Below are 20,529 nucleotides of genomic sequence, written 5' to 3'. Positions count from 1 at the left end.
GCGGTTTTTTTGTGCCTGCCCGGGCGGCTCCGGAATCCGGACAAGGCTCCAGGCCGCTGTTGCGCAGTAACAGAGCCGGCTCGGGTGGCGGGTTTTTTGTGCCTGCCCGGGCGGCTCCGGAATCCGGACAAGGCTCCAGGCCGCTGTTGCGCAGTATCAGAGCCGGCTCGGGTGGCGGGTTTTTTGTGCCTGCCCGGGCGGCTCCGGAATCCGGACAAGGCGCCCGGCCGCAGTTGCGCCGCAGCAGCCCTGCTAAAGCTTCGCAGGGCTGCCGCAGCGAAACCGGAAGGTACCGGCCAGGCGGGGTCAGGCGTAGGCGTTGACCAGGCGGACGGCGCCGCCGTCCACGCCCTTGGCGCCCTGGACGTAATCCGGGCCGGCTTTGTCGACAGAGTCGGAGTCGGCCGCAACGGTGCCCATGACCCAGGCCGGCAGGCCACGGTCGTTGAGGCGGGCAACAGCGGCGTCAGCGGCCTGCGGTGAGACGATGGCCACCATGCCCACACCGAGGTTCAGGGTACGCTCGAGGTCCGCCAGCGGGACGTTGCCCAGCTCGGAGACCAGCTTGAAGATGGCGGGAAGTTCCCACGTGGCGCGGTCCACCGTGGCCACCAGGCCCTGCGGCAGGACCCGTGCCAGGTTTGCGGCGAGGCCACCGCCGGTTACGTGGCTGAAGCCGTGGACAGCTGCGCCGCCGCCGGCGGAGGCGCTGACCGGGAAGGTGCGGGCCAGGTCAAGGCAGTCCGCTGCGTAGACGCGGGTGGGCTCCAGTAGTTCCTCGCCCAGCGTGCGGCCCAGCTCGGAAACCTGGCGGTCCAGGGCCCAGCCGGCGTGGTTGATGACACGGCGGACCAGGGAGTAGCCGTTGGAGTGCAGGCCGGAGGACGCCATGCCGATCACCACGTCGCCGGCGCGGACCCGGTCCGGGCCCAGCAGCTGGTCGGCCTCGATCACGCCGGTGGCAGCACCTGCGACGTCGTATTCGTGCTCACCCAGCAGGCCCGGGTGCTCGGCGGTCTCGCCGCCCACCAGTGCGGTGCCCGCCACGGAGCAGGCAGCAGCGATGCCCCGGACGATGTCGGCGATGCGTTCCGGCACCACCTTGCCGCAGGCGATGTAATCGGTCATAAACAGCGGTTCGGCGCCCACCACCACGATGTCGTCCACCACCATGCCCACCAGGTCGAACCCGATGGTGTCGTGGATGTCCATGGCCTGGGCGATGGCCACCTTGGTGCCGACACCGTCCGTGGACGTGGCCAGCAGCGGTTTTTTGTAAGTCAGCAGCTTCGAGACGTCGTAGAGGCCGGCGAAGCCGCCCACCCCGCCGATCACCGAGGAGTTGTGGGTGGCCTTGATGGCACCCTTCATAAGCTCGACGGCGCGGTCGCCGGCTTCAACGTCCACACCTGCGGAGGCGTAGGTGATCTGTCCCTGCTTCTCGGAAGCGGGCCCGGCGGCGGTGTTGGCGGAAGTCATACGGACTCTTTCTTGTCGGCGCCGGCGGCGCTGGCGTGTACGTCAGGCACCATGTCGGCTTCGGTCAGCAGGTTCTCAAATTCGGCGTCCGGGCCGGGATCGCAGCCGGTGGCGCCTGCCTTTTCGGCGGGGTCGTTGTGGGAATCGACGGCCAGGGCTGCAGTCTCGCCGGGAAGGGCGGAAGACGACGGCGCGAGGCCACCCAGGTCCGTCCGTTCCAGCAGGTTCTTGCCCAGTTTGTCCGAACCAGGCAGCTCGATGGGGTACTTGCCGGTGAAGCAGGCGGTGCAGAGGCGTTCCCGCGGCTGGCGGGTGGCTCCGATCATGCCGTCCTCGGAGATGTAGGCCAGCGAATCGGCGCCAATGGCCTGGGAAATCTCGTCGATGGTGGCGCCGTTGGCGATCAGCTCCGCGCGGGAGGCGAAGTCGATGCCGTAGAAGCAGGGCCACTGGACGGGCGGGGAGGAGATCTTTACGTGCACGGAGGCGGCGCCGGCTTCGCGGAGCATCCTGACGATGGCCCGCTGGGTGTTGCCGCGGACGATCGAGTCGTCCACCACCACCACACGCTTGCCGCGGATCACGGATTCCAGGGCATTGAGCTTGAGCCGGATACCCAGCTGCCGCAGCGTCTGCGACGGCTGGATGAAGGTCCGCCCCACATAGGAGTTCTTGACGAAACCGTGCGCGAAGGGGATGCCGGATTCCTCGGCGTAGCCCACCGCGGCGGGGGTCCCGGATTCGGGGACCGGGATCACGATGTCGGCCTCCTGGGTGTTTTCGCGGGCCAGCTGGCGGCCCATCTCCACCCGGGACTCATAGACGGAACGGCCCGCGATGGCGGCGTCCGGACGGGCAAGGTAGACGTATTCGAAAACGCAACCGGCCGGCGTCGGCTCCGCAAAGCGCTGGGACCGCACGCCTTCCTCGTCGATGGCGATGAATTCGCCCGGCTCGATCTCGCGGATGAAGCTGGCGCCCACGGTGGCCAGGGCCGACTGTTCGGAGGCCACCACCCAGCCGCGCTCCAGCCGGCCCAGGACCAGCGGGCGGATGCCGTAGGTGTCGCGGGCTGCGTAGAGGGTGCCTTCGTCCATAAACACAAAGCAGAAGCCGCCCTTGATCTTGGGCAGCAGCTCGATTGCCGTCTGCTCAAGGGTCTTTCCGGCTTCGCCTTCAAGCAGCGCGGTGACCAGGGCGGTGTCCGAGGTGTTGCCCTGCTTCATCTCGCCGCTGAGCTGGCCGCCATTGCGCTCACTGATCATGGCGTTGAGCTCGGCCGTGTTGGTCAGGTTGCCGTTGTGGGCCAGTGCCACGGTGCCCGTGGCGGTGGCGCCAAGGGTGGGCTGGGCGTTGGCCCAGTGGCTGGCGCCCGTAGTGGAATAACGGCAGTGGCCGACGGCCAGGTGCCCTGTCAGGGTATTCAACGTCGTCTCGTCGAAGACCTGGGATACCAGGCCCATGTCCTTGTAGACGTTGATGCGTTTGCCGTCGCTGGTAGCGATGCCGGCGGACTCCTGTCCGCGGTGCTGCAACGCATACAGCCCGTAGTAGGTGAGTTTTGCTACTTCTTCACCTGGTGCCCAGACTCCGAAGACGCCACAAGCGTCCTGCGGGCCTTTTTCGCCAGGGAGAAGATCATGGGAAAGTTTTCCATCGCCGCGTGCCACTGGTCGATTATCTCATGAGATGGGGTAGGAGATTTCCGGTGGCCCGTTTATGACTGCGGATCGGTGTCCGGCTCGGAATCCGGCACGGCCTCCACCGTTGCACGCTGCTGCCGCTTCACGCTGCGGCGGTCCAGGACCAGGGCCAGCACGGCGCCCAGGATTGCGCCGCCGGCGCCGAACATCACCATAAAGAAGCCAAACACGGCGCCCGGATCGAAGCTCTGGTCACCGGGCAGGCCGTACGCCACCACCGCGGCGGCGCCGGCGCCCACCAGTGCCCCCAGGATCAGGAACGGCACATACTTGGGTGCACGGCGGACGGTTACTTCCCGCCGCTCGGCCGGGGGTTGGTTCAAAGACATGCCATCAAGCCTACATTCGCTCCCCCGTTGCCCTATCACTTATGGCTCCTAAAACCGACGGATGGCGACCATAAGTGATAGCGCAACGGGCGGGTATCAGCTGCCGCGGTACGTGGAGTACGCGAAGGGGCTCAGGAGGAGCGGCACGTGGTAGTGCTCGGGCCCGGAGACTTCAAAAACCAGGTCCACCTCGGGGAAGAACGTTGCCGTCGCCAGCCCGGCGTAATAGGAGCCGGTGGCAAAGTTGAGCCGGTAGTGCCCGGGTTCGAGCTGCCCGGGTCCCAGGTCCTTGGCCCTGCCGTCGGCGTCGGTGGTGGAGCGGGCCAGCTCCTGCCAGGTTCCGGCGTCCTTTGCATAGAGCACGACGGCGACTCCCGCCGCGGGGCGGCCGGCGCCGGTGTCCAGGATGTGGGTGGTGACGTGGGAGACGCTCACTCGCTGATCAGTCCTTCGAGCCGAAGTACGGCAATCTCGCGCAGCTGCTGCGCCACAATGGTGTCTTCCTCGGCGGGGGAGTTGGCAAGCCGGCGGTTCAGGGAATCAAGGATCTCCGGGGCGGTGCGTCCGGCCGCGCGGATCAGGAAGACCCGGCCGAACTTCTCCTCGTACTCCCTGTTGCCGTGGGCGAGGGCTGTCGCGGCGTCGGCGTCGGCAGGGTCCACCCCGGCCTGTTCGGACCGGGACATGGCCGCTTCGGTTCCGGCCGCCGTCGGGCGTTCCCCGATCCGCGGGTGGTGGGCGAGGGCAGCTTCGACCTCGGCGGCGCTGAATGGATCGGCCGCCGAGGAGGCGAACTCGAGGAGTGCGGCCTTGGACGCGAAGGGGCGGGCCGCGGCCACGGCGTCCACCCAGCGTGTGACGTCGACGCAGGGCCGGAGGGTGGTGGCGGCGGCGGAGGGATCCGCGGCGTTAAATTCGGCAAGCTTCATGCTGGCTGCTTCCTTGGAATGCTGGCATCCATGGTGACGGCTATGCGGAGGCCGGAGTTCCCGGCACCCATCGGCTTGCGCACGCCAGGCTTCCGCATCATGGAACTGTTATTTCAGCATACGTAATATTGAAGGCCAGGGTGCGGTGCCGTGTCAAGAGGCTACAGCAAGGCGTCCGGGCATTGGGTATCATCACCGGAAGGGGCCTTGCCCCGTTGGCAACAACTTTGGGGAGCAACTGAAACATGAACGGGACAGCTGTGCAGATGCTGACCGGTGACGACGCGGTGCGTGACTCTGACCTGCAGGAATACGGACTGCTGCCGAAAAGCGGCACCAAAGTTCCGGCCCTCCTGGACGGCCGGGCGCAGACTTCGCTGGACAATCTTGTCCGGCTGGCGGCGTCGCTTTGCGGGGTGCCGTACAGCGTCGTCAACATCATCACCGCCGATCAGCAACTGCAGATCGCCGCTTCAGGCGTGAACGCCGGGATCTGCTCCCGCGAGGACTCGATGTGCGCGGCCGTTTTCCTCAGTGGATCAACCACGGTGGTTCAGGACGCGTCCACGGATCCGAGGTTCGCGGGCAACCCCTTTGTGACAGGTGAAATTGCCGAAGTGCGTTTCTACGCATCGGTCCCGCTGGAGACGTCGGAAGGGCTGGTGCTGGGCTCGCTGTGCGTCTTTTCCGACCAGATGCACGCGCCGTCCGTGGAACAGATCGACCTCTTGGAGGTGCTGGCCCGGCAGGTGGTTGAACTCCTGGAACTGCAGCACCGCACGCTGCAGCTTAACAATGCCCTCGAGGAGCTGCAGCGCAGCAACACCATGCTGGCGGAATTTGCCGGCCGCGTCAGCCATGACCTGCGGACCCCGCTCACCACCATCCTGGGCTACGTGGAGCTGGCGGAGGACGACCCCGATATCCCGGCGGGCCACCCGGCGGCCGAGTACCTGGACTACATCGGCAGCGGCGGCCGCAGGATGCTGGGCACCCTGGAGGACGTGCTGAACTACTCCCGGGCCAACGGCGCCTTGAACCGCGAGCGGGTGTCATTGCTGGCCGTGGCCGCCGAAGCCGCCCAGGACCTGGGCCTGGATCTTGGCGGGGCCAGCGGCATCACCTGCGAGGACGCGGAAATGTTCGCCGACAGGGCGCAGCTGCGGACCCTGGTCCAGAACCTCCTGGCCAACTCCCTGAACTACAGCAGCAGCAGCCGGGAGCTCCAGGTGCTCATCAGCGCCACCAGGAAGGCCCGGGGCGTCATCCTGCACGTCGCGGACAACGGCAAGGGCATCAGCCCCGAAGACCGGGAACGGGCAGTGGAGCCGCTGGTCCGCCTCCGGCGGCCGGGCGACGGCGCGGGAACCGGGCTGGGTCTGGCCACCTGCGAGCGCATCGCCCAGGCCCACGGCGGGGACCTGGTGATCAGCGGGACACCGGGCGGCGGTGCCACGGTATCGGTGCTGTTCCCAACGGGTAACTAGGGCCGGCCGGCTCCCGGCGCCCAGCAGGCGCCCGGTCCTGGCGAGCCCGGGACCGGGCGCGGACTAAGTCTGTGCCGATGTCCTGGACAGTACCCAGGTGTTGGTGCCGTCCTGCCGCTCAAAGGTCACGGTGGTCACGAGGGCCTGGATCAGCGCGAGCCCGCGGCCGGACTCGGCTTCCTCGCCGGGGGTGGCCGGTTCCATCGGGCCGAACGGCGGCTTGGCGTTGAAGGCGCTCACACGGGCCTGCAGGAAGGTGGGCTGGACGGTGATGTCCACGCCCAGCTCCACGGCGTCCCGGCCGGCCGGCTCGGCATGCTGGACGATGTTGGACGCGGACTCGATGACCGCCGTCGTAAAGGTCATCTGGTCCATGTCGTGCACAAAGGGGACGTCCAGCCAGAGGCTGTCCAGGTCGTTGTGGACGGACTCGATGGCGTCGTCGGCGGCGGGCCCGCGGAAGCTGCGGGAGGCGAGGACCTCAGTCATTGCCGAACGCCTGCTCGGCGGAAGGGTAGGCCGTGAGGACCTTGTCCATGCTGGTGAGCTCCAGGACCATCCGGACCTGCGGCTGGACCGCGGCGATGCGGAGGTCGCCGCCGGCCTGCCGTGCGGCCTTGAGGCAGCCGATGAGCGCGCCAAGGCCTGAGGAGTCCATAAAGGCAGTGTTTTCGAGGTTGACCACAATCCGGTTGGACCCGCCGGCGATCACGTCGGTGACGAACTCGCGCAGCTTGGGGGCAGAAACCATGTTCAGCCGCCCGTCCGCCTTCACTTCCGCATACGAGTCCTTGACCTCATAACTAAATTCCATCAGGATTCCCTCTCTGTTGCTGCAGGTTCTGCGGCCGGTTCGTAACCCTTGTAGAGCACGGCGCGGACCAGGATACTCATCACCACCAGGTCGAAAATGACCCAGGCGACGTTGACCAGTGTGCCCAGCGGTTCCGCCAGGCCGGTGGCAAGGCGGATGATTCCGACGACGGCGGCCACCGCCAGCAGGATCGCCACCACAATCTGGGGCTGGATCAGGCTCCAGCTGGGACCACCGCTTTGGCGGTTCTTGGGGGTGACGGCGAACCCGAGGGGACGGCCGAACCAGACGTTCCGGGCCGCCGTCGAGCAGGCCTTGATCCACGTTGGGAACAGCGCCAGGCTGTACTGCTGGCCCCGCCAGGTGGGGATGCCGCGGCCGGCCACGGCGAACAGGATCTGGTTGACCACCATAAAGGGGATAAAGCGGATGAAGAAGTCCCAGCTGAGGCTGGTGACCGGCAGGATGCCCAGCAGGAGGTAGATGATGGGGGCCGCGAAGTAGATGACTGCCGCGTAGCCGCTCAGGTACGTCCACATGGTGGCGAAGTACATCAGCCGCTGGCCAAGCTTCAGGCCCTTCTGCACCAGCGGGTTTTCCCGGAGCAGCACCTGGATGGTGCCCTGGGCCCAGCGGAGCCGCTGCGTCAGCATGGTCTGCAGGTCCTCCGGCGCGAGGCCGTAGGCCAGCACCTCGTGGTGGTAGACGCTCTCCCAGCCCATGCCGTGCATCCGCATCGCCGTGGCCATGTCCTCGGTGACGGAGATGGTGGCCAGCGGCATCACGGGCTGGGCCTCGTCGTTGCGTTCCACGGACAGCGCGTCGAGGACCGCCTGGACTGATTCCAGGGCGCCCAGCGGGGACCAGTCGCGGGCGGACATCCGCTGCACGGCATCGTCCGCAACGACCGGGACCCCGGAGTCGCCCACGTGGGCGAGTTCCATGGCGGCGATCTCCTCAAGGTCGGACTGCAGCGCTTCGACGTCCGCCAGCACCAGGGTCTGCACGGCGCTGTCCACCCGGCGCCGGACCCGGTAGGTGAGCTCGCTGAGGGACTGGCCGTCGTCGAGCTGCCGTTGGGCCTCGACGGTGGCCGCTTCAACTTCGTCAAGGACCTGGGCCACCAGGGGCGCTTGCACGTCAGCGGATTTCCGGGCCTGCCGGATGGCGGAGCGGGATGCTGCCAGGGCCCGGCGGATGCTCTTCTCGGTTTCCTTGACGTACCCCACCAGGCCCAGCTGCATCAGGGCCTCGCGGCGCAGGATGGCGTTGGAGCCGCAGAAGAAGGCAGCGTTCCAGCCGTCCTTGCCCTGCTGGATGGGCCCGTAAAAGAGGGGCGCCTGGCTGCCCAGGGGGTCGCTGGCGGGGACGTTGCTGAAGTACTGCGGGGTCTGGACCAGGGCGACTTTGTCGTTGGTGAAGTAACCCAGCGTCTTTTCCAGGATGTCCGGTTCCGGGATCTGGTCCGCGTCCAGGATGAGCAGGAACTCGCCATGGGTAACCATCAGCGCGTTGTTCAGGTTGCCGGCCTTGGCGTGGCGGGGAACGTTGGCGGTCCAGTCCCCGCTGCGGGTCACGTAGCCCAGCCCGTGCTCCTCGGCCAGGGCCTTGAGTTCCGGGCGGGCGCCGTCGTCCAGGATCCAGGTGCTGTGCGGGTGCCTGATCCGCTGCGCAGCAAGGGCCGTGGTCATCACCATGTCCAGGTCTTCGTTGTACGTGGTGATAAAAACATCAACGGTGGCGTCCGCGGGCGCCACCGGGGCGGCCTTGCGGAGCTTCAGCCGCCAGACGGTCATGCCGAACAGCATCACGTCGATCAGGCTGTAGGTTTCCGCGATCACCAGGGGCAGCGCAATCCACCAGGCGTCCCAGTTCAAGGACGCCATCCAGCGCCAGCCGATGTAGTTCAGCCCCGTGATGACGGTCAGCACCACCACCAGCCGGGTCCAGAACCGGGTCATGCCGCCGCACCTTCGGGCAGCCGCCGGACCACCACCACGGTGACGTCGTCCTCGGCGGTATCGGCGGGGGCCAGGGCCATGATGGCGCCGCTGGCGGACTGGGCCGATTCCTGGTTCTGCGCCGCTTCGAGCACGGCGGCGGTGAACGCTTCCACGGACTCGAAGACATCCAGGACGCCGTCGCTCACCACCACCAGGGAGTCACCGGGCGCCAGGAGCAGGTCCGACTGCGGCCATTGGGTTCCCGCCCAGGCACCCACGGGCGGTCCGCCGGAGGGAAGCCGGCGGGCCGTGCCGCCGGCCTGGATGTGCAGCGCGAGTCCGTGCCCGGCATCCACGTAGCTGACGGTCCCGGTGGCAGCGGCCAGCCGGGCGTGGAACAGGGTGACAAAGGAATTGGAGGAGTCCAGGTCCGTGGCGATCGCCTTGCTGGCGGCAGCGAACGCGCCGTCCAGGTCCTGCCGGCGGCCGGTGGAGCGCATCACGGCCCGGACGGTGGCGGCGATCAGGGCGGCGCCCATGCCCTTGCCCATGGCGTCCGCGAAGGTCAGGTGCAGGCCGTCAGGGGTCTGGTACCAGTCGTAGAAGTCCCCGCCAACGCTGCGGGAGGGCCTGAACAGGCCGGCGACGTCATAGCCCGCCACCCGGATGTCTTCCTTGGGCAGCAGGCTTTGCTGCACTTCGGTGGCCCTTTGCAGTTCGCTCCGGGACGCCGAATCGGCCTCGGCGGAGGGCCTGCGCCGGAACAGGGCGTTGATCCGGGACTGCAGTTCGCGGGGGCTGAAGGGCTTGCTGATGTATTCGTCGGCGCCGTTGTCCAGGCCGGTCAGCTTGTCCAGTTCATCGGCGCGTGCGGTGAGCATCACGATGAAGGCATCCGAAAACTCGCGGAGCAGCTTGCAGACTTCCAGCCCGTCGATGTCCGGCAGGTTCAGGTCGAGGGTGACCAGGTCAGGCTGTTGCAAGCGGACTTCGGCAACGCCGGCCATCCCGGTGCCGGCATGGGTGACCTCGAACCCCTGCTTGGCCAGGACCCGGACCAGCAGGCCGCGGATGTCGGGGTCATCCTCGATGACGACGGCACGGCGGAGTTCGGTGGGAGAGACCATAGGTCTACTTCTACCGCATTAAGGCCCGCGCGGCATGCAAAGTGCCCCTACCGCACCGAAATCGTAGTAACTGTGCGGGGTCCGGCGCGGAGGCGGCAGGGAGTCTTGTGGCAATCTTTGCATCCGCTTGGCCTGACGTTGAGCCTGGGCGGAGACACTCGGATCCTGGCGCAGCTTTCCTGCAGACCGGGCCGACGGCGGCCCCACCTGAAGCTGGGCCGCTTGGGGAAGGGGCGGGACAGCCATGGGAAAGAACAGGAACCAGCGGACCACGGTGGGTAGCCGGGCAAAACTGGCGGACACGCAGCCGACGGCGGCCGGCGGGCCCGGCGCCGCGGGTGCGGCCGGAGCGCCAGGCGGCAGCCCGGCGTCGGCCGCTGCCCGGCTGCCGGTTGAGGCCGGGCAACAACCGCAGAAGGCCGGTGGCCGCCATGCGGCGCCCGGAATCCACGACGAAACCGCAGCGGAAGGCACTGCCTTGCCGGGGCGGAACCCCAGGCACGCTGGCGCCTCCGAAGGGACCGGTGCGCAGGCAGGTCCTGGGCCCGCACCGGCGATGGCCGGCGGGAACGGCCCCGCCGCCGATGCCCCGGGGCCGGGTGGGCCGCCCAGGGCCGGTGGGAAGTTGCAGGCGCTCCGGCGGCTCTTCTCCCACTCCCGCAGGGTGCGGGCAGCGGCGAAGGCCCTGTCGCGGGCGCTGGCCGAGTCCCGTGAGGTTTCCAGCTGGCCGGGTGACCGGCTGATGGTGGGCGCGGAGATCTCGGACCGGGTGGAACTGCTGACGCGCCGGCTGAAGCTTGAGACAGAGGCGCACCACCGGTTCGCGGAACCCTTCAGGTCTCCGGGCGGGAGCCGTTCCATCCCGGCGCTCTAGGTGGCACACTTGGAGGCAATCGAGTGGCTGGGGCGTACCGGGTCAGGAGATTGCCGTGGACTATACGGGGTGGGCTTACTTCATCGCCGGGCTGATCACGGCTGATGCCCTCCTGCTGGCCTTGTGGGCCATCGACGAGGACTGGCCGGGCAAATGGTGGAAGAAGCCGTGACCGGCGGTCCTGTCAGTCAAGGTCCAACCGCATCAGGACCCGTGGAAATCCGTTGAGCACGGACGTGGTGTCCGCGGCCTTTCGGAATCCCGCGTCGGCGAACAGCTTCCGCGTCCCCACGTACGCCATGGTGAGGTCCACCTTGGCGCCGGCGTTGTCCACCGGGTAGCCCTCGATGGCTGGCGCCCCGTAGCTCCGGGCCAGGTCCACTGCCCCTGCCAGCAGCGCGTGGGAGATGCCCTTCTTCCGGTGCCCGGGCCGCACCCGGATGCACCAGACGGACCATACCGCCAGTTCGTCCACGTGCGGGATCCGCCGGTTCCCGGCAAAGCTGGTGTCCGCGCGGGGGTGCACCGCTGCCCACCCCACTGCCTCGCCGCCGTCGTACGCCAGGACACCCGGCGGCGGGTCCTGGCGCACCAGCGTCCGGACCAGGTCGCCGCGTTCAGTCCCGTGCAGCTGTTGGTTCTCCTTCGATGGGATGCGGTAGCTCAGGCACCAGCACACGTTGGCATCGGGCCGCTTGGGCCCCACCATGGTCCGGACATCGTCGAAAACGGTCGCCGGACGGACCTCGATCGCCATCCGGCCATCCTGCCACCGGGCCTGCGGCCGGGCAACAGCCGGGGTGGGCGCGGAGGGAACAGCAACGGGTGATCGGCGCCTGGATCCTTCTCGGCGGGTCGGGGATGGTTTTCAACTGTCCCGGGTGTGCTGCGCCCCTCCTGAGCCCGCCCCATTCCGGCGGTAGGCAAAACCCCGCAGGGTGCAGCGTGACGGGGCTTCCTGCGAAGGGCTGCCAGTCACCATATACTCCGAACATGCTAATTGTGCTCCCAGTCCAAGGCGCCCACGCCCAAAAGCCAGCCCCCAGCCACCTTGGGGACCAGCTGTGAGCGGGGGCCTGGTTGCGCTCCTTGATGACGTGGCCGCGCTGGCCCGCATCGCCGCCGCGTCCGTGGACGACATAGCCGCGGGCGCCGCCAAGGCCGGGGCCAAAGCCGCCGGTGTGGTCATCGACGACGCCGCAGTGACCCCGCAGTACGTCTCCGGGGCCGACCCGTCCCGCGAATTGCCCATGATCAAGCGGATTTTCTGGGGTTCGCTCCGGAACAAGCTGCTCATCATCCTGCCGGCGCTGCTGCTTATCAGCGCCTTTATCCCCGCGGTGATCCCGTTCATCCTGATGCTGGGCGGAACGTACCTCTGCTACGAGGGTGCCGAGAAGGTCTGGCACAAGTTCTTCGGCCACCACGCGGCTGCCGAAGACCAACCTGCGGTTGACCGGGGAGCCGGGGCCGAAGCAAAGGTGGTCAAGGGCGCCATCACCACCGACTTCATCCTGTCCTGCGAGATTATGGTCATCTCCATGACCGAAGTGGCCGATGAGTCACTGTGGGTCCGGGCCCTCATCCTGGTAGTTGTTGCGTTTGCGATCACGGTCCTCGTTTACGGCGCCGTGGCGCTGATCGTCAAAATGGACGACATCGGGCTGCACCTGAGCGCCAAGGACTCGGCCGGTTCCAAGCGTTTCGGCGGACTGCTGGTCAAGGGGATGCCTGCGGTCCTGGCTACCATCACCCTGGTGGGGACAGTGGCCATGCTGTGGGTCGGTGGCCACATCATGGTGCAGGGCGCGCACGATCTCGGCTGGCACCAGCCCTACGACCTGATCCACACCCTGGAGGCCCCTTTCGCGGGGATCGCGGTGGTGGGCGGCTTCCTGGGCTGGTTGGTGAACACGCTGTGCTCCGCCGTCGTGGGGCTGGCGTGGGGCCTGCTGGTGATGGTTGTGGTGCAGCCGCTCCTGAAGGCACTGCCCTTCGGCAAAGGCAAAAACGATGACGCGCACGGGGAAGGCGACGCCCACTCGGCGGCCGCCGGCCATCAGGCGGCGGAACGGGACTCCGGCCACACGCCGTAGGCTTCGGCACACCGAAAACGCCCTCCTCCTTTCTGGAAAATTCCAGGAAGGAGGAGGGCGTTGTGGTGCGCGGGCCGGGCGTCAGCCGCGCAGGGTAGTCTTCCCTGCCCGGCACTTCAGCGGGGGCTGAAGCCCATCTTCGCGCTGATGGCCAGGCCGGCTTCCCGCAGGTCCGCAATGAGCGCGGGGTCGCCCTCCGGCATAAACCGGAACGCCGGGCCGGAGATGCTCAGGGCTGCGATGACCTTGCCTACGTGGTTGTAGACGGGCACGGCCATGGCGGTCAGGCCAAGTTCGAACTCTTCATGAACCACCGCGTAGCCGTTGCGGGAGACCCCCAGCAGTTGCTTTTCCAGTTCCGCGCGGTTGGTGATGGTGAGCGGCGTACGGGCTGACAGGCCCACCGTCCTTAATATTTGCTCCCGCTCATCCGCGGAGAGGCCGGCGAGCAGGACCTTGCCGCTTGAGGTGGCATGCAGGGGTGTCAGGCTGCCCACCCAGTCGTAGGTGGCGAGGGTTGACGGCCCCATGGCCTGGTCCACGTTGACGGCATAGTTGGAGCGCAGCACGGCCAGATTCACCGTTTCCTTGTGGTCCGCGGCGAGTTTTTCCAGGATGGACCCGGCCTCGTGCACCAGGCTGAGCCGCCCGGGAATGGAGGCTGCCAGACGCAGGATGCCAAAGCCCAGCTGGTACTTCCCGCGCTCGCTGTTCTGGCGGACCATTTCCCGGCCCACCAGTGACCCAACCAGCCTTGAGACCGTTGACTTGTGGATGCCCATTTGCTCGGCGATCTCGGTGACGCCGGCGTCACCTTGCCTGGCAAGGATTTCCAGGATCTGCAGGGCGCGGTCGACGGACTGGACGCCCCCGCCTTGTGAGTCGGCGTCCTTTTCGGTATCGGGGTCATTGCGTGCGGCCATGATGCCTCGTGTCGTTTTGCCATGTCAGGCGCCGGGCCGGAAGCCTGATGCTGCCTCTTCTTCCTCATCCTAGTCCGACTCAGGTGCCGGACTTTTGCGGCTTCTTTTGGCGGAGCGGCGGCCTTCCCCCACGGGTTCCTGGGATTAAAAGCGGAAGGGCACCCCCGGGCGGGGATGCCCTTCCGGACGCAACGCCCCACCGGGGTGGGCCGGCACCACGTCAAAGTCCGGCGTGGGTTACCACGCCTGCCGGTTGGCGCGGACGTGCCAGCCGGTCCCGGCCGGCGTAGACGTTCAGGCTGGTTCCCCTGCTGAAGCCGACCAGGGTCAGGCCGGTCTCAGCGGCCAGGTCCACGGCCAGGCTCGAGGGGGCGCTCACGGCGGCCAGCACGGGAATGCCGGCCAGGGCGGCTTTCTGGACCAGTTCGAAGGAGGCCCGTCCGGAAACCTGCAGCACGGTCCCGCGCAGGGGCAGCATGTCCTGCCGCAGGGCCCAGCCCACCACCTTGTCCACGGCGTTGTGCCGGCCCACGTCTTCCCGAAGGCACAGCAGTTCGGGCTGTCCTGCCTCATCCACCCGGAACAACCCCGCGGCATGGACGCCGCCGGTCTTCTCGAACAGCGCCTGCGCCTCGCGCAGCCGGTCGGGAAGTTCCGCGAGGACGTCCACGGGAATCCGGAACGGGTCCTGCGCGGCGTCGAAGTGGATGGTCTTACGGACGGCCTCAATGGAATCGGTGCCGCAGATGCCGCAGGAGCTCGAGGTATACACGTGGCGCATGGTGTCCGGCATCGGCACGTCAGGCCGCAACTGGGCTTCGACCACGTTGAACGTCTGCCTGCCTTCGGTTTCGCCTGCGCAGAAGCGGAGGGAGATCAGCTCGTCCTGCCGGCGGATGATGCCTTCGGAGACCAGGAATCCGGCCACCAGGTCAAAATCATCCCCTGGGGTCCGCATGGTGACGGAGAAGGAACGGCCGCCCACCCGTATTTCCAGGGGTTCCTCGGCCGCCAGCACGTCCTCCGTGAACCTGACGGGGTATTCGGTGCCGCTGCTGTCCACCCGGAAGCGGTGGATCCTCCGGCGCTGGGTCATGCGTGCCAAGGCGTATCCTGTCGTCGCTGGTCCGGGCTCCAGGGGAGCGGGAGGTAAGGAACCGGGCCGCCCGAATCGACCCCGGCAGGTGGGACCACCAGCACACCGTCGGCCCTGGCCAGGCCCCGCATCATGCCCGAGCCTGTGTGCTCCGTGGGGAAGGCCAGCCCCTGGATCATTTTGCAGGGCAGGAGCCGGGTCCGGCCCGGCGCGGGTTCGATGTCGTTGCCGGAGACCACCTGGTCAAGTGCCGGCAGGGGCATGTTTCCCAAGGCAGCCAGGAGCGGGGCGCCGATGCTGAGGAGGGCCATCAGGGCGGCCAACGGGTTTCCGGGCAGCCCAACGATGAATCGTCCGTCCGGGAGCTCCGCGAGAACTGCCGGGTGGCCCGGTCGCATGGCCACGCCGTCCAGCAGCAGCCGGCCGCCGAGCGCGGCCACAGCGGCCCGGAAGTGGTCAGTGGCCGACCGGCCGGTTCCGCCGGTGGTGATGGTGACGTCCGCTGGTTTTCCGGCGGACGCAGGAGCGCCAAGGGCTGCGAGCCACTCGTTGCAGGAGTCCCCGATCCTGAGCGGATCTCCGGGAGTGCCGCCCAGCATGGAAACGATCGTTCCCAGCTGCGGACCGAAGGTGTCCCTGACCTGGCCCGGCGCGGGCACGCCGGAGGTGATCACCTCGGATCCGGTCAGCACGACGGCGACCGACGGTTTGGCCTGGACCTGGACTGTGTCGTGGCCTGCTACCGCGGCCAAGGCCACGTGCGCGGGGTTGAGCACGGTGCCGCGCGGGATGAGCACTTCACCCGCAGTGGCCTCCTCCCCTGCGGGACGGATGTGCTGGGCGCGCCGTGGTTCGCCGGGCTTCGCGTCGGCATTGAGCGAGAGGACCGGCTTGCCGGCAGCAGCCAGGAACACCTGGCCGCTCTCCTTGCGGAGGATGGCCTCGGCGCCGCCGGGTACCAGCCCGCCGGTGGCGATAACAGAAGCCTGGCCCACTGACAGGTGCTGCCCTGGTCCGGTAAGGATCCACGGGCCGGTGCCGTTCACGGCCCAGCCGTCCATGGCGGACGAAGCGTAGTGGGGGAGGCTTTGCAGGGCGGTGACGGCGCGGGTCAGGGTGCGCCCGGTTGCCGCCACGAGGGGTACGTCCACCGGCGCCAACGGGATTGCGCACTCGAAGGCCAACCGGCGTGCCTCGGTCCACCCTGGGGACGCGGCCGGGGCTGCCGGCTGCTGGAAAGCGCCGATGTCGACGGGGAGGTCATGGGTGAGCATCCATGCCGCCTTCCTGGATATTGTGATGCGCTGGGGATGTGGTGGTGCGTGGCACTGCTGCTGCGGACGATCCGCACCGCGTGTCAGGCCTTGACGTAGCCGTTGGGGTTCAGGACGAACTTGGTTGCTGCACCGGCGTCGAATTCCGCGTACCCGCGGGCCGCCTCTTCGAGCGGAATGGCCTTGGCGTTGACGGCCTTGGCAATCTGGACCCTGTTGTGCAGGATGGCCGTCATCAGCTGGCGGTTGTACTTCATCACGGGACACTGGCCGGTGGTGAAGGACAGCGACTTGGCCCACCCGGTGCCCAGGGACAGCGAGAGGGAACCGCGCTGGGCGGACTCGTCGATGCCGCCCGGATCGCCGGTGACGTAGAGGCCGGGGATGCCCAGGGAGCCGCCGGCTGCGGTGAGGTCCATCAGGGAATTCAGCACGGTGGCTGGGGCTTCGTGGGATGCATCCCGGCCGTGGCCGCGGGCCTCGAAGCCAACGGCATCCACACCGCAGTCCACCTCCGGGATGCCAAGGAGCTGCTCGACCTGGTCCTTCGGGTCCCCTTTGGTGACGTTGACGGTTTCGCAGCCGAAGGACCGGGCCTGGGCCAGGCGTTTCTCGTTCATGTCGCCGACAATGACCACTGCGGCACCGAGGAGCTGGGCGCTCGCTGCCGCGGCAAGGCCTACGGGTCCGGCGCCGGCGACGTAAACGGTGGAGCCGACGCCGACCCCGGCGGTGACGGCGCCGTGGAAGCCGGTGGGCAGGATGTCGGAGAGCATGGTCAGGTCCATGATTTTTTCCAGGGCCTGGTCCCGGTCGGGGAACCGCAGCAGGTTCCAGTCGGCGTAGGGCACCAGGACGTATTCGGCCTGGCCGCCCACCCAGCCGCCCATGTCCACGTAGCCGTAGGCGGAGCCGGGACGGTCCGGGTTCACGTTCAGGCAGATCCCGGTTTTGCCCTCTTTACAGTTCCGGCAGCGGCCGCAGGAGATGTTGAAGGGGACCGAGACGATGTCGCCGACCTTGATGAACTCAACGTCGGGACCCACCTCGATGACTTCCCCCGTGATCTCGTGGCCAAGCACCAGGTCCCGTGGGGCCGTGGTGCGGCCGCGGACCATGTGCTGGTCCGACCCGCAGATGTTGGTGGTCACGGTGCGCAGGATGGCTCCGTGCGGGACCTTGCGGCCCACGTTGGCAGGGTTGACGCCGGGCCCGTCCCTGAGTTCAAGCGTTGGGTAGTCGGTATCGATGATCTCGACGATGCCAGGTTCCTTAAAAGCGACGGCTCTGTTTCCTGGCATGTGCGCTCCTTTGGGCAGGCGTGGTGCGGGGGCGGGATGTGCCGCCTCGTGCCCGAAAGCGATGCTTCGACGGTCACCTCCCCAGGTTTCAGGCGCCGTAGCGCCGTAACGTCGAAGCATCGTTCACGGGAACGAGGCGGCCCATCACTGGGATGCTGGTATTTCGAGAAGTACCGAATAGATATATCAGTTACATACTATGGCGGCCGTGAAGGCCTGTCCAGAGGTTCCTACCGGCCGTGGATCAGGCTGAGCGCCTCAGCCCGGGCTGCCGGAAGCCGCAGTTCGCCGCGCACGGCGGAAGTGATCGTCTTGGCACCCGGTTTGCGGATTCCCCGCATCGACATGCAGAGATGTTCGCATTCCACCACGGCGATCGCCCCGAGGGGCCGCAGCGAAGTCACCAGGGCATCCACCACCTGGGTGGTGAGCCGCTCCTGGACCTGCGGCCTGCGGGCGTAGACGTCAACCAGCCTGGCCAGCTTGCTCAGCCCCGTAACCAGCCCCTCCGCCGACGGGATGTAGCCAACATGGGCCACCCCGTGGAAGGGCACCAGGTGATGCTCGCAGGTTGAGTAGAAGGGAATGTCCTTGACGATGACCATTTCGCCATGGCCAAGGTCGAAGGTTTTATCCAGCACGGCCAGGGGATCCTCGTGGAGGCCGCCAAACATTTCCCCTGCCGCCCGGGCCACCCGGGCAGGTGTGTCCACCAGGCCGGGCCTGTCAGGGTCCTCGCCGATGGCCAGCAGGTATTCGCGGATGGCCCGTTCCGCGCGGACCAGGTCCACGCCCTTGGTGGGCAGGGCCGTCGCCGTGGCGGCGCTCATTGTCCGGCCCTTTCGAGGCGGACGACGACCGACTTGGACGTGGGGGTTCCGCTGGTGTCCGCCACCGATTCCAGCGGCACCAGGACGTTGGTTTCGGGATAGTAGGCGGCCGCGCACCCCTTGGGGGTGGAATACGAAACGATGCGGAAGTTCTCCGCGCGGCGCTCGATGCCCTGGAATTCGGAGATCAGGTGGACCATCTCGCCGTCAGCGAAGCCCAGCTCTGTGATGTCGTTTTCGTTGACCAGGACCACGCGCCGGCCGCCATGGATCCCGCGGTAGCGGTCGTCCTTGCCGTAGATGGTGGTGTTGTACTGGTCGTGTGAGCGCAGTGTCTGGAGGATAAGCCGGCCCTCGGGGACCTTGAGGTACTCCAGTTCATTGCCCGTGAAGTGCGCCTTGCCGGAGGCAGTGTCGAACTTCCTGGCATCCCGGGGCGGGTGCGGCAGGACGAACCCGCCCGGATGCTGGATCCGTGCCTCGAAGTCCTCGAAACCGTCAAAGACGGCTTCGATGTGCTTCCGGATCAGGGTGTAATCGTCCCGGAGCGAAAGCCAAGCGGCTTTGGGGGTGTTGGGCAGCGGGATGTTGTTGCTGTCGGTGAAGAGTTTCGCGGCGAGGTTGCAGACAATCGCCACCTCGGAGTGGAGATGCTCGCTGGCAGGCTTGATGCGTCCGCGCGAGGCGTGGACGGCGCTCATGGAATCCTCCACGGTGACCCGCTGGTCGCCGGTGGCCTGGGTGTCTTTTTCCGTGCGCCCAAGGGTCGGCAAGATCAGGGCCCGCTGGCCCGTGGACACATGGGAGTGGTTCAGTTTGGTGGAGATCTGTACGGTCAGGCGTGTGTTGGCCAGGGCCTGCTCCGTGACCTCGGAATCCGGCGCTGCCCTGACAAAGTTGCCACCCATTCCCACAAACACGCGGACTTTGCCGTCGCGCATGGCACGGATGGCTGCCACGGTATCAAAGCCGTGTTCCCGGGGGGAGCGGAACCCGAACTCGTGGTCCAGCCGGTCGTGGAATGCCTCCGGCATCTTCTCGAAGATGCCCATGGTGCGGTCGCCTTGGACGTTCGAATGGCCACGGACCGGGCACACTCCGGCGCCGGGCTTGCCGATGTTGCCCTGGAGCAGCAGGACGTTGACGACATCCTTGAGGGTGGGGACGGAATGCTTGTGCTGCGTCAGGCCCATGGCCCAGCAGACGATCGTGGCGCTTGAGGCCAGGAGCCGCTCGCCGGCCGCGTGGATCTGCTCCAGTGTCAGCCCGGTGGCCTCAACGATGTCATCCCATTCGGCCTTTTCGAGGTATCGCAGGTAATCATCAAGGCCCACCGTGTGGTCATTGATGAATCCGTGGTCCAGGACGGTGGACAGGCCGGGGGTGTTCCGGCCCTGCGCCTCGGCCTCGAGGAGGTACTTGCCCAGCCCCTGGAACAGGGCCTGGTCACCGCCGGCCCGGATCTGCAGGAAGTCGTCCGTCAGCTGGATGCCCTTGACCATGCCGGAGACGTGCTGCGGGTTTTCGAAGTGCAGCAGGCCTGCCTCGGGGAGCGGGTTGACGGAGATGATGTACGCGCCGTTTTTCTTCGCCTTCTCCAGTGCGCTGAGCATCCGCGGGTGGTTGGTCCCCGGATTCTGGCCGGCCACAAAAATCAGCGACGCTGTCTCCAGGTCGTGCAGGCTGACGGAACCCTTGCCGATCCCGATGGTTTCAACGAGGGCCGAGCCGGAGGACTCGTGGCACATGTTGGAACAGTCCGGCAGGTTGTTGGTGCCCAGCCCGCGCACCAGGAGCTGGTACGCGAACGCTGCTTCATTCGAAGTCCGGCCGGAAGTGTAAAACACCGCCTGGTCGGGATTGTCCATGTCCCTCAGTTCCTGGGCCACCAGGTCGTAGGCTTCGTCCCATGCGATGGGCCGGTAGTGGGTGGCACCCGCATCCAGGAACATCGGGTGGGTCAGGCGGCCCTGCTGGCCCAGCCAGTAGTCGTCGCGTTCCTTCAGGCTGGCGATGGAGTGCTGGGCGAAAAACTCCGGGGTGACGCGCCGGCGGGTACCCTCTTCGGCCACGGCTTTGGCGCCGTTTTCGCAGAACTCGGCAGCGTTGCGTTTCTCGTGTTCAGGCCACGCGCAGCCCATGCAGTCGAAGCCGTCCACCTGGTTCACGGCCAGCAGCGTCTGCACGCTGCGCAGCGGTCCCATCTGCTGGAGCGAAATTTTCAGGGCGTTGGCGACGGCGGGTATGCCGACGGCCGTTTTTTTGGGTTTGGTCAGAGTCAGCTTTGACTCATCGATGTTGTCGCGGGGGGCCTTCGAAGCCAT

At 67.2% G+C, this 20,529-nt stretch carries 19 protein-coding genes; 3 read left to right on the top strand and 16 right to left on the bottom strand.

Translation table 11 applies throughout. The features are described from left to right. Nucleotides 1–306: 306 nt before the first annotated feature. The 5 genes from purM to uraD form a co-directional block, all read right to left on the bottom strand. Nucleotides 307–1,479 carry a phosphoribosylformylglycinamidine cyclo-ligase gene (gene purM, locus ACRB8A_RS17245; protein ID WP_050686968.1) on the bottom strand — a complete coding sequence of 391 codons (1,173 nt, stop codon included), beginning with the start codon at nucleotides 1,477–1,479 and terminating at the stop codon, nucleotides 307–309. Next, nucleotides 1,476–3,149 carry an amidophosphoribosyltransferase gene (gene purF / locus ACRB8A_RS17240; RefSeq protein ID WP_050686966.1) on the bottom strand — a complete coding sequence of 558 codons (1,674 nt, stop codon included), beginning with the start codon at nucleotides 3,147–3,149 and terminating at the stop codon, nucleotides 1,476–1,478. Before purF ends, purM begins: the two co-directional genes overlap by 4 nt. A gap of 47 nt (nucleotides 3,150–3,196) precedes the next feature. Continuing rightward, complete coding sequence (locus ACRB8A_RS17235) at nucleotides 3,197–3,511, bottom strand: hypothetical protein (RefSeq protein WP_050686964.1); 315 nt, start codon at nucleotides 3,509–3,511, stop codon at nucleotides 3,197–3,199. Between the two features lie 96 nt (nucleotides 3,512–3,607). Further along, the gene (gene uraH, locus ACRB8A_RS17230) at nucleotides 3,608–3,946 is read right to left on the bottom strand and encodes a hydroxyisourate hydrolase (RefSeq protein ID WP_285240508.1); all 339 of its coding nucleotides are present in this window, start codon (nucleotides 3,944–3,946) and stop codon (nucleotides 3,608–3,610) included. Next, nucleotides 3,943–4,440: a 2-oxo-4-hydroxy-4-carboxy-5-ureidoimidazoline decarboxylase gene (gene uraD, locus ACRB8A_RS17225; protein ID WP_285240507.1), complete on the bottom strand. Its 498-nt coding sequence runs from the start codon at nucleotides 4,438–4,440 to the stop codon at nucleotides 3,943–3,945. Before uraD ends, uraH begins: the two co-directional genes overlap by 4 nt. 245 nt (nucleotides 4,441–4,685) lie before the next feature. Here uraD and ACRB8A_RS17220 point away from each other — a divergent pair, with 245 nt between their 5' ends. Next, nucleotides 4,686–5,927, top strand: a complete 1,242-nt coding sequence (locus ACRB8A_RS17220; protein ID WP_050686958.1) for a GAF domain-containing sensor histidine kinase — start codon at nucleotides 4,686–4,688, stop codon at nucleotides 5,925–5,927. 63 nt (nucleotides 5,928–5,990) lie between these two features. Here the strand turns inward: ACRB8A_RS17220 and ACRB8A_RS17215 are convergent, their stop codons facing one another. The 4 genes from ACRB8A_RS17215 to ACRB8A_RS17200 are packed head-to-tail and all read right to left on the bottom strand — an operon-like array spanning nucleotide 5,991 to nucleotide 9,811. Then, entirely contained in the window at nucleotides 5,991–6,416 is a 426-nt protein-coding gene (locus ACRB8A_RS17215) for an ATP-binding protein (protein WP_056595526.1), read from the bottom strand. Then, entirely contained in the window at nucleotides 6,409–6,741 is a 333-nt protein-coding gene (locus ACRB8A_RS17210) for an STAS domain-containing protein (protein WP_050686954.1), read from the bottom strand. The genes ACRB8A_RS17215 and ACRB8A_RS17210 overlap by 8 nt, the downstream gene beginning before the upstream one ends. Beyond that, nucleotides 6,741–8,702: a glycosyltransferase family 2 protein gene (locus tag ACRB8A_RS17205; protein WP_432245200.1), complete on the bottom strand. Its 1,962-nt coding sequence runs from the start codon at nucleotides 8,700–8,702 to the stop codon at nucleotides 6,741–6,743. Before ACRB8A_RS17205 ends, ACRB8A_RS17210 begins: the two co-directional genes overlap by 1 nt. Then, on the bottom strand, nucleotides 8,699–9,811 hold the full coding sequence (locus tag ACRB8A_RS17200; RefSeq protein WP_056595517.1) for a PP2C family protein-serine/threonine phosphatase: 1,113 nt from the start codon (nucleotides 9,809–9,811) through the stop codon (nucleotides 8,699–8,701). The genes ACRB8A_RS17205 and ACRB8A_RS17200 overlap by 4 nt, the downstream gene beginning before the upstream one ends. 244 nt (nucleotides 9,812–10,055) lie before the next feature. On the opposite strand from ACRB8A_RS17200, the gene ACRB8A_RS17195 reads away from it, so the two are divergent. Next, on the top strand, nucleotides 10,056–10,685 hold the full coding sequence (locus tag ACRB8A_RS17195) for a hypothetical protein (RefSeq protein WP_432245199.1): 630 nt from the start codon (nucleotides 10,056–10,058) through the stop codon (nucleotides 10,683–10,685). Between the two features lie 184 nt (nucleotides 10,686–10,869). On the opposite strand, the gene ACRB8A_RS17190 is transcribed toward ACRB8A_RS17195, so the two are convergent. Further along, nucleotides 10,870–11,442: a GNAT family N-acetyltransferase gene (locus tag ACRB8A_RS17190; RefSeq protein WP_056595514.1), complete on the bottom strand. Its 573-nt coding sequence runs from the start codon at nucleotides 11,440–11,442 to the stop codon at nucleotides 10,870–10,872. Nucleotides 11,443–11,749: 307 nt separating this feature from the next. Between ACRB8A_RS17190 and ACRB8A_RS17185 the strand changes: the two genes are divergently transcribed. Next, nucleotides 11,750–12,781 (top strand): DUF808 domain-containing protein, encoded by a 1,032-nt coding sequence (locus tag ACRB8A_RS17185; protein ID WP_432245198.1) that lies wholly within the window; start codon nucleotides 11,750–11,752, stop codon nucleotides 12,779–12,781. Between the two features lie 116 nt (nucleotides 12,782–12,897). Here the strand turns inward: ACRB8A_RS17185 and ACRB8A_RS17180 are convergent, their stop codons facing one another. From ACRB8A_RS17180 to ACRB8A_RS17155, 6 genes are all read right to left on the bottom strand, one after another. Beyond that, complete coding sequence (locus tag ACRB8A_RS17180) at nucleotides 12,898–13,704, bottom strand: IclR family transcriptional regulator (protein WP_050686944.1); 807 nt, start codon at nucleotides 13,702–13,704, stop codon at nucleotides 12,898–12,900. Between the two features lie 220 nt (nucleotides 13,705–13,924). Continuing rightward, nucleotides 13,925–14,809: a formate dehydrogenase accessory sulfurtransferase FdhD gene (gene fdhD, locus ACRB8A_RS17175; RefSeq protein WP_050686941.1), complete on the bottom strand. Its 885-nt coding sequence runs from the start codon at nucleotides 14,807–14,809 to the stop codon at nucleotides 13,925–13,927. After that, nucleotides 14,797–16,074 carry a molybdopterin molybdotransferase MoeA gene (locus ACRB8A_RS17170; protein WP_082178366.1) on the bottom strand — a complete coding sequence of 426 codons (1,278 nt, stop codon included), beginning with the start codon at nucleotides 16,072–16,074 and terminating at the stop codon, nucleotides 14,797–14,799. The genes fdhD and ACRB8A_RS17170 overlap by 13 nt, the downstream gene beginning before the upstream one ends. Before the next feature lie 83 nt (nucleotides 16,075–16,157). After that, nucleotides 16,158–17,375: a formaldehyde dehydrogenase, glutathione-independent gene (gene fdhA / locus ACRB8A_RS17165; protein WP_432245197.1), complete on the bottom strand. Its 1,218-nt coding sequence runs from the start codon at nucleotides 17,373–17,375 to the stop codon at nucleotides 16,158–16,160. 230 nt (nucleotides 17,376–17,605) lie between these two features. Next, the gene (gene folE, locus ACRB8A_RS17160) at nucleotides 17,606–18,205 is read right to left on the bottom strand and encodes a GTP cyclohydrolase I FolE (protein ID WP_285240499.1); all 600 of its coding nucleotides are present in this window, start codon (nucleotides 18,203–18,205) and stop codon (nucleotides 17,606–17,608) included. Further along, nucleotides 18,202–20,529 (bottom strand): FdhF/YdeP family oxidoreductase, encoded by a 2,328-nt coding sequence (locus tag ACRB8A_RS17155; protein ID WP_050687822.1) that lies wholly within the window; start codon nucleotides 20,527–20,529, stop codon nucleotides 18,202–18,204. Before ACRB8A_RS17155 ends, folE begins: the two co-directional genes overlap by 4 nt.

It is taken from the genome of Arthrobacter sp. G.S.26 (assembly GCF_050847375.1).
GTDB lineage: Bacteria > Actinomycetota > Actinomycetes > Actinomycetales > Micrococcaceae > Arthrobacter.
This window is presented reverse-complemented; position numbering and strand designations above follow the sequence as displayed.